This window comes from Pseudomonas putida, assembly GCF_001941965.1.
GTDB lineage: Bacteria > Pseudomonadota > Gammaproteobacteria > Pseudomonadales > Pseudomonadaceae > Aquipseudomonas > Aquipseudomonas putida_L.
In genome coordinates, this window is record NZ_MKZO01000045.1 from 25853 (window position 1) to 35965 (window position 10113).

The window sequence follows — 10113 nt, forward strand, 5'->3', positions numbered from 1 at the left end:
GCTGCGGTTCGGCGGTCCGACTTGCCAGCGATGCGCCGCGCGGGCGGCGCTCGATCTGGAGAACGCTGGAGATCCATCGGCATGCGCCTGGCGGCCATCATGCGATCTCTCGACAAGCGCCCCGGGGTCACCACTGATCTTCGGAAAAGATGTGTAGCTACCCATAGATCAGGAAGGGAACAGCGCACTCAGGCAGCCGAGCTTCTTCTTGTAGGAACGTCGGGCCTGCAGCGCCTCGTCCAGGGTCACCGCGATAAAACGCGCCTTCTGGTTGGGCTGCATCTGGCCGATCAGATCGAGGTCAGCACTGATCACCGTACCGATCATCGCGTAGCCGCCCCCGGACACCGCATCGCGGTGCAGCACGATGGGCTCGAGCCCGGCCGGCACCTGGATCGAGCCGATCGGGTAGCAGCTGTCGACGATGTTCGACGGATCGGAGCCGGCGCCGAACGGCTGCTCGCGCGGCTGGAAGCTCAGCGGGCTGCCACCCTTGAAGCGATAGCCAATGCGATCCGCCTCCGAACCGACGGTCCAGGCTTCGGCAAAGAAGCTGTCCGCCGCCGCCGCAGTCAACCGCTCGTAGTACAGCCCCGGCACCACCCGCAGGACGATCTCCCCGCCCAGCGACTGACGCAACGCCATCGGCAGGCTCGCCCCGACACACCCCTTGCCGCTGGCGACGCCTACCGGCAGTTCATCTCCAGCCGCCAGCCGGCGCCCCTGAAAACCACCCAGCGCCCCCAGTGCGTAGGTGGACCGACTGCCGAGCACCAGCGGCACATCGATACCGCCGGCCACCGCCAGATACGCCCGCGCCCCGGCCTTGGGGAAATCGAAGCGCAGCACTTGCCCGGCCTTCACCTCGAAGGCGGTATCCAGGTGCATGTCCACGCCATCGACCTTCGGGGTCATCTGCGCGCCACAGACCGCCACCAGCGCATCTTGGTGGAACTCCAGCTCCGGCCCCAGCAACGTGCACTCCAGCGCCGCCGAGTTGGCCGGATTGCCGACCAGCTGGTTGGCGGCGCTCAGGGCGTACTGGTCCAGCGCCCCGGAAGGCGGGATGCCCAGGTGGTAGTAGCCTTCGCGGCCGAGGTCCTGCACCGAGGTGGCCAGGCCGGGTTTGAGTACCTTGATCATGCCAGCACCTCCTGCAGCGACTTGGGATAACCGACCGGGTCGGCAAGGAACGCATCGAGCGAGAACTCCACCGCACGGATGCGCAGGTCGAAGCGCCCGGCTTCGACCTCGGCGACAGCGTGGTCATAGGCTTCGCGGTCCATCGGCTTGAACTGCACGATGTCACCGGGACGGAAGAACACCATGTGCTCCTTCAGGTACGCCAGGTGCTGCTGCGGGTCGTAGATCGGCGCCGGGGTGACGCCGAACATCTGGTAGCCACCGGCGCCACGCACCGAGTAGATGCAACCGAAGCAGCCGCCATGGCCCAGGGTCAGTTTCGGCGTGTCGGTACGCGGCCGCAGGTACTTGGGCACCTGCAACTGGCGTTCGCGCTCGACCATCTGGAACATGAACGGCAGGCCCGCGACGAAGCCCACCATCGACACGAACCACGGCGCGCCACTGTGGGCGGCGATGAACGCCTCGACGTCGGCCAGGCCGTTGATACGCGCGGCGTACTCCAGGTCCGTGGCGCTCGGGTCCTGGTGGCGGTCGCGAAAGCGCATCAAGGTTTCGTGGGTCCAGGGATCGTTGTAGAGCACCGGAATCTCGATGATCCGCGTGTGCAGGGTGCGCTCGGCCACGGCTTCGGCCTCGGCGCCCTTCACCGCTTCAAGCAGATCGGCCGGCGCGATGCGATCCGGATCGAAACGGATCTGGAACGAGGCGTTGGCCAGGCACACGTCGAGCACGCCATCGAGGGCCAGACGCTCCACCGCACGGGTCACCGCCATGCCCTTGAAGAAGGCTTCAAGGGACATGCTGTCGCTGACCTCGGCAAACAGATGTTCGTCGGCGCCAAAGCTGTAGCGAATCGGACTGCTCATGCTTCACCTCCGCTGCGGCGCTCGGCCAGCCAGGTTTCCAGGGTGCCGGTGTGGAAGTCGGCGCTGTGCAACCAGGGTTGCTCCAGCAGTTCGCCGTGCAAGGCCAGGGTGCTGGCCATGCCGCTGAGCGTGGTCTGCTCGACCGCCGATCGCGCACGGGCCAGGGCTTCGCTGCGATCACGGCCATGGACGATCAGCTTGGCCAGCAGCGAGTCATAGTACGGTGGCACGCGGTAGCCTTCATACAGATGGCTGTCGACCCGCACGCCCTCGCCTTGCGGCCAGTTCAGCGCTTGCACGAGGCCCGGGCTGGGGAAGAAATCCCGCGCCGGATCCTCGGCATTCAGGCGCATCTGCAGGGCCGCGCCGTTGAGCCTGATATCGCTTTGCTTGAGCCCCAGTGGCTCGCCGCCCGCAATGCGCAACATGGCCTGGACCAGATCGATACCGGTGATCAGCTCGCTGACCGGATGTTCTACCTGGATCCGCGTGTTCATCTCGATGAAGAAAAACTCGCCGGTGGCGTCGTCGTACAGATATTCGAGGGTGCCGGCACCCTGATAGCCTAGCGCCTCGGTCAGGCGTACGGCGCTGGCGCACAGGGCCTCGCGCTGCTGCGCATCGAGGACCGGCGACGGCGCCTCTTCGAAGATCTTCTGCCGACGGCGTTGCAGCGAACACTCGCGCTCGAACAGGTGCACCGCCTGCTTGCCGTCACCCAGCACCTGCACTTCGATATGCCGGGCCTTGCCGATGAAGCGCTCCAGATACACCGCGCCATTGCCAAAGGCGGCCTGGGCTTCGCGCTGGGAACGGGGGAATTCTTCGCTTAACTGTTGCGGGTTTTCCGCCAAGCGGATGCCGCGCCCGCCGCCTCCGGCCGAGGCCTTGATCAACAGCGGGAAGCCGACCGACTCGGCGGCCTTGAGCGCCGCTTGCACATCGAACAGTTCACCGGGGGAACCGGGCACCACCGGCACGCCCGCGGCTTGCGCGGTGCGCCGGGCTTCGGCCTTGTTGCCCATGCGCCGGATGGTCTCGGGGGACGGTCCGACGAAGATCGCCCCGGCGGCCAGCACCGCCTCGGCGAACTCGGCGTTTTCCGAAAGAAAGCCGTAGCCGGGGTGGACCGCGTCGGCCCCGGTGGCCTTCAGGGCACCGAGCAAGGCCTCGACATTGAGGTAGCTCTTGTCGGCGCGGGCCGGGCCGAGGATGTGCACTTCGTCGGCCATGCGCGCGGCCTGGGAATCCACGTCTGCTTCGCTGCACGCCGCAACGGTGGGAATCCCCAGCGCTTTCGCGGCACGAATGATGCGCACGGCGATCTCGCCACGGTTGGCGACCAGCAATTTACCAATGCCTTGAGTCATGCTCATGCCCTCACGCGTCTTGAAGTGTGGCGATGACCTGACCCGGCTCCGCCGGATCACCGTCCTCGACCAGGAACGCGTCCAGGCGCCCTGCCATGCCGGCGGTCAGTTCGGAAAACTGCTTCATGACCTCGATCAGGCCGATTACCGTGTCGGCACTGACGTCGGCACCGGCCTCGACGTAGTTCGGCGAGTCCGGGGTGGCCTTGCGGTAGAACGTCCCCGGCAACGGGGTGATGACTGTGTGCTGCGCCATGTCTGTTCCTCTTGGAATAGTTGTAGAAAGGCAGGCAAAAAAATCGATGTATCGGGTAAACCCTGGCGTCTGCGTGCCAGGTGTCTTCGCTTGCGTTATCGCGGTGCGCGCACCTTGATTCCCGCGCCATCGAGCGCTGTGCGGGTGGCCTCGACCAGCGCCAGGGCGCCGGGTGTATCGCTGTGCAGACAGATGGAATCGAAGGCGATCGGCAGGTCCTCGCCCTCCACCGTGCGCACCACGCCTTCCTGGCAGGCACGCAGCACCCGCGCAGCGACCTGCGCCGGGTCGTAGCCACGCACATTGCGGGTGAAGACGATGGAGCCGCTAAGGTCGTATTCGCGGTCGGCGTAGAACTCGCGGATCACCGGTTGGCCGAGCTCCGTGGCGATCCGCCAGATCACCGAACCGGGCATGCAATACAGCAGCAGTTCGGGCTCCAGGCGCTGCAGGTTTTCCACCAGCAAACGCGCGGTTTCCTCGTCCCGGGCCAGGTGCATGTACAGCGCACCGTGGGGCTTGATGTGCTGCAGGGCCACGCCTTGAACCCGGGCGAGTTCACGCAGGGCGCCCAGTTGATAGAGCATGTCGTCCACCAGCTCCTGGGCCGGTGCATTGATATGGCGGCGACCGAACCCGACCAGGTCGCGAAAGCCCGGATGCGCACCGACGGCCACGCCCAGGCGCTTGGCCTGCTCGACTGTACGGCGCATGGTGCCGGGGTCGCCGGCATGGAAACCGGTGGCGATGTTGGCCGAACTGATAAAGCCCATCAGCTCATTGTCCACCCCGTCGCCGATGGTCCACGGACCGAAGCCTTCGCCCATGTCCGAGTTGAAATCTACTGCCTGCATGACACTTGCTCCTGACGCTTGTGACTTCATGCAGACCACGTTAGATTCCGGCCAACCCCTTGGGAAGATCTATTATCAGAGGGCGTATCTTCTGAAAAACAGATACCCCATCACATGGAGTCTGCATGTCACTGACCTTGCGCCAGGTTCGCTATTTCGTCGCCACGGCGGAAATCGGGCAGATATCCCAGGCGGCGATTCATCTGAATATTTCCCAGTCGGCGGTGACCACCGCGATCAAGGAGCTGGAGGGCCTGCTCGGCACGCTGCTGTTCCAGCGCTCGGCCCAGGGCATGAGCCTGACCGATGCCGGGCGGCACTTTCTCAATCGGGCCTACGTGATCCTGCGCAGCGTCGACGACGCCCTCAACAGCCCGCTGCCGGATGTTCGCGCCAGTGGCCTGTTGCGGGTCGCGGCCAGCTACACGGTGCTCGGCTACTTCCTGCCGCACCACCTGCAACGCCTGGAGCACTGGTACCCCGACGTGACCATCGACGTGCACGAACGGGAGCGCCAGGCCATCGAGCAAGGCTTGCTGGAAAGCGAGTTCGACATGGCGGTGGTGCTCACCTCGAACCTCACCCACCCGGACATCGTCTCGGAAACCCTGTTCAACTCCGAACGCCGGCTATGGCTGCCCAGCCACCACCCGCTGTGCGAACGCTCGGCGGTGAGCCTGGCCGATGTCACCCGCGAGCCCTTCATCCTGCTGACCGTCGACGAAGCCGAACAAAGCGCCATGCGCTACTGGGAACATGCCCACCAGCAGCCCAATGTGCGGGTGCGCACCAGCTCGGTGGAAGCGGTGCGCAGCATGGTGGCCAACGGCAGCGGCGTAGCGATCCTCTCCGACCTGGTGCACCGGCCCTGGTCGCTGGAGGGCAAGCGCATCGAGACGGTGACCATCACCGACAAGGTCACCCCCATGAGCGTCGGCCTGGCCTGGCATCGCGAGCGGGAATTCACTCCGGCGATGCATGCGTTCCGTAATTACTTCCATGATGCGTTTCTGGCGCCGCAGCAGCTTTCTGCACGGCGCTGAGGGCGCAATGGTCAGGCTTGCCGAACGGGTCGTTCAAGTGCGCGTGGAGGGATTGGGGTGGACATCACGATGGAGGTTCGCGTCTCTCCGTAGAGGTTGATCTTTTCGATCAGCCGCTCGAGGTCGCCCATGCTGGCGGCGACTACGCGGAAGATGTAGGAGTCGGCGCCGGTGATGTGCTGGCATTCCAGGACTTCCGGGATCGACTGCAGCAGCTTGAGGAATTTGGCTTTGGCAGGTTGGGGGACGGTCATGGCCAACATTGCGCTGACCTGGTAACCGGCCGCCACCGGGTTGATCCGGGCTGCGTAGCCCTCGATTACGCCCTCTTCCTCCAGGCGCTTGACGCGTTCGGTGACGGCTGGCACCGAGAGGTGCACGTGCCGGGCAAGCTCGGTGTAGGTCATGCGGCCGTTGCTTTGGAGGCGGCCGAGGATTTTCCAGTCGATGTCGTCCATATGCCTTAATTCCTTAGGTGAAGCTTGAATATTCCTTGGAAAATGCATTCTGCGCAATGGAGCGGACATCTACCATTTTCCCGTCACCAAATGGGTATTGTCCGGAGAGGGTTATGTTGTTCGTTAAATCGCTTGTCATTGGATTTTCAATTGCTGCACCTGTGGGGCCGATTGGGTTGCTCTGTGTTCAGCGCTGCCTGAAACGGGGGTTTCGCTCGGGGCTGGCGACGGGGCTTGGGGCTGCTAGTGCGGATACGGTTTATGGGTTTCTGGGGGCGGTTGGGGTTACCGGGATTGCCGTTTCTGCGCCTTCGTTGGCGGTCTTTCTCAAGGTGGTTGGAGGGGCGTTTCTGGTGTGGTTGGCGTGGAGTATTGCTCGGGATGCTTTGAAGCCTAAGCAGGCGGCGGAGGTGGGAGCTACTGCGGCGGTTACCCGTGATTTTCTGACGGCGTTTGGTTTAACGCTGTCCAACCCGATGACCATATTGGCGTTCATTGCCATCTTTGCTGCGCTGGATCCGTTGTCTGCTGGGCACCAGTTGGAAGGTAGAGCGCTGTGGGTTGCCACGCTGTCGATGCTTGCCGGGGTGTTTTTGGGGTCTGCTGCGTGGTGGGTGTGTTTGAGCGGGGTTACGGCGGTGTTGCGTAAGAGGATGTCTGTTTCGTTTATGCGGGGGATTTCTGGGGTTTCTGCTGTGGTTATTGGTACCTTTGGTTTGGTCCAGGTATTTACAGGATTGCGCGACGTCTTCTGCCGACTCGGTCCGGGTAGGAGCTGGCTTGCCTGCGATGGACCGCAAGGCGGTCCCAAAAAGACCTGTATCTTTGGGGAAGGCAGACAACGACCCATAGCCGTCGTTCGCAACTGACCGCTAACGACCCATACCGGTCGTTGGCCGAGGTCGGCTAACGGCCAGAAGCGGAAGCTGATCAGGCACGACATCGGGAGTTGAAGCCAGCAGGCGTGAGCGCTAGCCTCGCACCAAGGGTGATTCTCCAATTCTCCCTCCCGCCTTGCAGTGCTTTTTTGCCCAAGCCACTGCTTAGAAGCCTGTTTCAGGGTAAAGTATGGGCATGGGGCATTGCTCGACGTATCACTCATACTAGCAATCCAGCAGTAATCAGGTCGGAAGGGACAACATGCCAGAACCGATAACCACAGTTGGCTTAGGGGCCATCGCTGCATATCTCGGAAAAGACGGTCTTGAAAAATTACTAGGACCGACAGCGGATTATTTGGGCGGCGGGCTAAAAGACTTCACTGAAAAGCGAATGCATAACATTGGTCAAATCTTCAAAAGAGCTGACGAGAAAATTGGTGAAAAGCGCGAAAAACCAGGAGTTATTCCCCCAAAAGTTCTAAAGACGATAATGAATGATGGGGCATTCAATGATGACCTACTATCTGTATAATACTTCGGCGGGGTACTTGCCTCCTCTCGAACAGAACGTGGGCGCGATGATCGAGGCGCGCGCATGGCCAAGCTGGTTGAGAACCTTTCCACATACCAACTCAGAACACACTATTTAATATACGCAACAATCAAGGATTTGTTTAAAAATCAGGGCTATCACTTCAATATGGATGATCGGCCAAAAATGGAGATATTTTTTCCATTTCAGGCGTATGTTAAAGCGATGGATTTTACACCCGAGGAGATGAGCAACAACGACGCGTTCCTGCGCCATATCTTTTTCGGCTTATATAACGACGGATTGATTGAAGGCAACTTTATATATGGGCCACTGAAGCACATGAAAAGCCGGGTGCCAATAGCTACTGACGGAGGAGTTATTTGCCAGCCTTCAGCACTGGGCGCCGAACTATTTTTATGGGCCATGGGATATGGGGATCACAGATTAAATTATATATTCAATGATGCCTGCCAACCTACCGTTGAGGGTATACCGAGTTTGGTAGCTGATACTATTGCGGTCAAATCGCCATAGTTATCGATACATCATTTCAATTTCGCGGGCATATGCCACTCCTGTCTGGCGACCGTCCGCTTAGGATCGAAAGCGGTCAATCAGAAGTAGCTTTCGACCTGTCAGTGTGTTTATTAGTCATCCTCTAAAAGCGGGCTTGTTTCGAGAAAACTGGAAAAGCCCGTGCCAGACGACGCATTTTCCTGAGGTGAACAAGCCCGTTATTACAAAGGTCAATGGCTATTACGGTCGATTACTGACTGCAAGGAGTGGCATCAGCCACTTATGCCCGCGCTAACTGCGTTAAGCTGGAATTATCGAATCGGTAGGCGCAGTTTTTCCTCGACGAACTTGGCAAGCTCCATCGTATATTCCACCAGATCAGAGAATGCAGTATTAACCGCGTCAGAAACACCTTGAAACTCATCGTAGGGGAAGCTCTTCATTATTAATGTATGATTTTCATATCTGTAATCAAACTGGTCAAGTTCAAGCAGTTGCAGGTGGAAGCCATCAACTGCGCCACCCCAGTTCAAATAAACATTTTTCAGGTCGTCGCTCAGTAAGCCAGGCTGGGCAGTTTGCCTGAATATGTTGAGGGCGTCAAAGATCTCAAAAAAACCGCTGGGAAAAATTTTAGGCTCTGACGACTGGTTAAATAGATGGATAAGCTTACTGAAGATTACGGTCGAGAAAAGAATCTCGAAAAAATCCTGATCGTGAGATTTTTTTGTATCGGGAAAGCCCAGCTCAGCTCGCAGAAAGCCTGCCTCAGGCGCGCTAACCACGTTCAGAATGTCATTGCAGTCGTAAATGCTCGTATCTTTCGTGAAGCTGAAATTTTTAAGCTTCAGTTTCTCTGCGAGCTGTAACACCTGCCCGGTAACGAAGGTGAAACTTTCAGCCCCACCTTTTTGTGCCTTTTCCATATCACTTAGAAACTTGGCCTCGATTTCGTCATACGGCTTAAATTCTTTAATAGGAAAATAACACGCAACCCTCAAAGTTCCATCTAAACTTTGGAGATCCCGCCCACCATCTCGCCCACCTAACGGAGCGACATTTTCGAGCCTGGGATAACCAACGTACGAAAGAAGGGCATTGACGAATACCTCGGCTCTCCCGGCGCTGTAGGGCCACATTCTAAGTACTGAAGCTATAGAGTTTTGCATATGACTCCTATTAGATTTATCGGGTAATTAACTATCGTCTAGACTCAAACGGCGCTCATCGGCAGCGGCTGAGGCCTTTATGATCCCGAGTGGCGATCACTCGATCAGTCCCGCCTCAGCCCGTCAACGTATTTGATCGCTGCACGGAGCGCGTCGCTAGGATTTGGAGATTGCATAATCTTGTGGGCTGCTTTGAATGCGAACCACATCTCTCCGTTGGGAAGCACGCTTGGAGCGTGTGCGAGATAGATGGGCTTTTGCATTGCAAAGGCGTACCCGACCTCAACTAATGTCCCGTAGCATTCGACATCTTCTAGCCACACGAAAACGGCATCCGCTTTGGCGATGCCTGCCATGGATCGTTCAAAAACGACGGTCCCTGCATCAGCGGTGCCAGTATTCGATGAGCAATAGTTTTCCCCCGCCCCATGAGTACCGGTGCCGTATGCTCCGGTCGATTTAGAGTTTGCCCATGGGTTCTGGTCACCTGCAACATGGGCGCATCCATGATCGCACCCTACCGTCCAAGGGCCAGAGTACGCGAAAGTCACTCCTTCAGTTGTTTCCTTCACCACTTTTGGGATAGCACTCCAAGCCTCCTGCTCAAAGCCGAGGAGAGAGCATTCCACCAGCCCGAAGCGATGTCGATCTCGCTCAATCCGACCTGCTGCGTACCAAACTACCGGCTTCTGAGTCATTCGATCAATTCCATTTTTGGTCTGCTACGTTAGTGCTGGAGCGCACAATAGTACTCCCAGAGTATCATGGCCAATTAATATCTCAGATCGTTGACAGTTTTTTTGCCAAGGGCTGGACTCACCCATCCTTGCTGCAGAAAGGTCTGTTGTTTAGTCAACCATATTTTTATGGAGACCTCAGAGTGACTCCCTTTGGGAAATCCTGAAAAAGACTTCCTGATTTGGCAAAATCCCCGGACACCAATCGCCGAGCTTTTCGATGATGAAACAAATGACCTTCGCCGATGCCGAGTACGCCGGTAAGCGCAAGCAGACCCGCAA

At 58.9% G+C, this 10113-nt stretch carries 12 protein-coding genes; 4 read left to right on the forward strand and 8 right to left on the reverse strand.

The window, feature by feature from the left end; genetic code table 11:
- Window positions 1–168: 168 nt before the first annotated feature.
- The 5 genes from PSEMO_RS23285 to PSEMO_RS23305 all read right to left on the reverse strand — a co-directional run bounded on the left by PSEMO_RS23285 (window position 169) and on the right by PSEMO_RS23305 (window position 4492).
- Window positions 169–1143 carry a 5-oxoprolinase subunit C family protein gene (locus PSEMO_RS23285; protein WP_075805303.1) on the reverse strand — a complete coding sequence of 325 codons (975 nt, stop codon included), beginning with the start codon at window positions 1141–1143 and terminating at the stop codon, window positions 169–171.
- Window positions 1140–2012 (reverse strand): 5-oxoprolinase subunit B family protein, encoded by an 873-nt coding sequence (locus PSEMO_RS23290; RefSeq protein WP_075805304.1) that lies wholly within the window; start codon window positions 2010–2012, stop codon window positions 1140–1142. Before PSEMO_RS23290 ends, PSEMO_RS23285 begins: the two co-directional genes overlap by 4 nt.
- Window positions 2009–3382, reverse strand: a complete 1374-nt coding sequence (locus tag PSEMO_RS23295; protein ID WP_075805316.1) for an acetyl-CoA carboxylase biotin carboxylase subunit — start codon at window positions 3380–3382, stop codon at window positions 2009–2011. The genes PSEMO_RS23290 and PSEMO_RS23295 overlap by 4 nt, the downstream gene beginning before the upstream one ends.
- Before the next feature lie 10 nt (window positions 3383–3392).
- A complete protein-coding gene (locus tag PSEMO_RS23300; protein WP_075805305.1) occupies window positions 3393–3638 on the reverse strand; it encodes an acetyl-CoA carboxylase in 246 nt (81 codons plus the stop codon).
- A 95-nt stretch (window positions 3639–3733) separates the two neighbouring features.
- Window positions 3734–4492 (reverse strand): 5-oxoprolinase subunit PxpA, encoded by a 759-nt coding sequence (locus tag PSEMO_RS23305; RefSeq protein ID WP_075805306.1) that lies wholly within the window; start codon window positions 4490–4492, stop codon window positions 3734–3736.
- 125 nt (window positions 4493–4617) lie between these two features.
- Between PSEMO_RS23305 and PSEMO_RS23310 the strand changes: the two genes are divergently transcribed.
- Complete coding sequence (locus PSEMO_RS23310) at window positions 4618–5535, forward strand: LysR family transcriptional regulator (protein WP_075805307.1); 918 nt, start codon at window positions 4618–4620, stop codon at window positions 5533–5535.
- A gap of 11 nt (window positions 5536–5546) precedes the next feature.
- Here the strand turns inward: PSEMO_RS23310 and PSEMO_RS23315 are convergent, their stop codons facing one another.
- Window positions 5547–5993 carry an Lrp/AsnC family transcriptional regulator gene (locus PSEMO_RS23315; RefSeq protein WP_075805308.1) on the reverse strand — a complete coding sequence of 149 codons (447 nt, stop codon included), beginning with the start codon at window positions 5991–5993 and terminating at the stop codon, window positions 5547–5549.
- Between the two features lie 113 nt (window positions 5994–6106).
- Between PSEMO_RS23315 and PSEMO_RS23320 the strand changes: the two genes are divergently transcribed.
- The 3 genes from PSEMO_RS23320 to PSEMO_RS33685 all read left to right on the forward strand — a co-directional run bounded on the left by PSEMO_RS23320 (window position 6107) and on the right by PSEMO_RS33685 (window position 7943).
- On the forward strand, window positions 6107–6862 hold the full coding sequence (locus tag PSEMO_RS23320; RefSeq protein ID WP_075805309.1) for a LysE family translocator: 756 nt from the start codon (window positions 6107–6109) through the stop codon (window positions 6860–6862).
- Between the two features lie 271 nt (window positions 6863–7133).
- Window positions 7134–7406 (forward strand): hypothetical protein, encoded by a 273-nt coding sequence (locus PSEMO_RS33680; protein WP_218641252.1) that lies wholly within the window; start codon window positions 7134–7136, stop codon window positions 7404–7406.
- A 63-nt stretch (window positions 7407–7469) separates the two neighbouring features.
- On the forward strand, window positions 7470–7943 hold the full coding sequence (locus PSEMO_RS33685; protein WP_218641253.1) for a hypothetical protein: 474 nt from the start codon (window positions 7470–7472) through the stop codon (window positions 7941–7943).
- A gap of 293 nt (window positions 7944–8236) precedes the next feature.
- Here the strand turns inward: PSEMO_RS33685 and PSEMO_RS23330 are convergent, their stop codons facing one another.
- Together PSEMO_RS23330 and PSEMO_RS33110 are read right to left on the reverse strand one after the other, a co-directional pair.
- Window positions 8237–9094 carry a hypothetical protein gene (locus PSEMO_RS23330; RefSeq protein WP_144443613.1) on the reverse strand — a complete coding sequence of 286 codons (858 nt, stop codon included), beginning with the start codon at window positions 9092–9094 and terminating at the stop codon, window positions 8237–8239.
- 104 nt (window positions 9095–9198) lie between these two features.
- A complete protein-coding gene (locus PSEMO_RS33110; protein ID WP_144443614.1) occupies window positions 9199–9792 on the reverse strand; it encodes a nucleoside 2-deoxyribosyltransferase in 594 nt (197 codons plus the stop codon).
- Window positions 9793–10113 lie beyond the last annotated feature (321 nt).

Excerpts from the sequence above, each read along its gene's own strand:
- PSEMO_RS23310 (WP_075805307.1), top strand. The coding sequence starts at position 4,618 with ATGTCACTGACCTTGCGCCAGGTTCGCTATTTCGTCGCCACGGCGGAA.
- PSEMO_RS23305 (WP_075805306.1), bottom strand. The coding sequence starts at position 4,492 with ATGCAGGCAGTAGATTTCAACTCGGACATGGGCGAAGGCTTCGGTCCG.
- PSEMO_RS23315 (WP_075805308.1), bottom strand. The coding sequence starts at position 5,993 with ATGGACGACATCGACTGGAAAATCCTCGGCCGCCTCCAAAGCAACGGC.
- PSEMO_RS33110 (WP_144443614.1), bottom strand. The coding sequence starts at position 9,792 with ATGACTCAGAAGCCGGTAGTTTGGTACGCAGCAGGTCGGATTGAGCGA.
- PSEMO_RS33680 (WP_218641252.1), top strand. The coding sequence starts at position 7,134 with ATGCCAGAACCGATAACCACAGTTGGCTTAGGGGCCATCGCTGCATAT.
- PSEMO_RS23290 (WP_075805304.1), bottom strand. The coding sequence starts at position 2,012 with ATGAGCAGTCCGATTCGCTACAGCTTTGGCGCCGACGAACATCTGTTT.
- PSEMO_RS33685 (WP_218641253.1), top strand. The coding sequence starts at position 7,470 with ATGGCCAAGCTGGTTGAGAACCTTTCCACATACCAACTCAGAACACAC.
- PSEMO_RS23295 (WP_075805316.1), bottom strand. The coding sequence starts at position 3,382 with ATGACTCAAGGCATTGGTAAATTGCTGGTCGCCAACCGTGGCGAGATC.
- PSEMO_RS23285 (WP_075805303.1), bottom strand. The coding sequence starts at position 1,143 with ATGATCAAGGTACTCAAACCCGGCCTGGCCACCTCGGTGCAGGACCTC.
- PSEMO_RS23300 (WP_075805305.1), bottom strand. The coding sequence starts at position 3,638 with ATGGCGCAGCACACAGTCATCACCCCGTTGCCGGGGACGTTCTACCGC.
- PSEMO_RS23320 (WP_075805309.1), top strand. The coding sequence starts at position 6,107 with ATGTTGTTCGTTAAATCGCTTGTCATTGGATTTTCAATTGCTGCACCT.
- PSEMO_RS23330 (WP_144443613.1), bottom strand. The coding sequence starts at position 9,094 with ATGCAAAACTCTATAGCTTCAGTACTTAGAATGTGGCCCTACAGCGCC.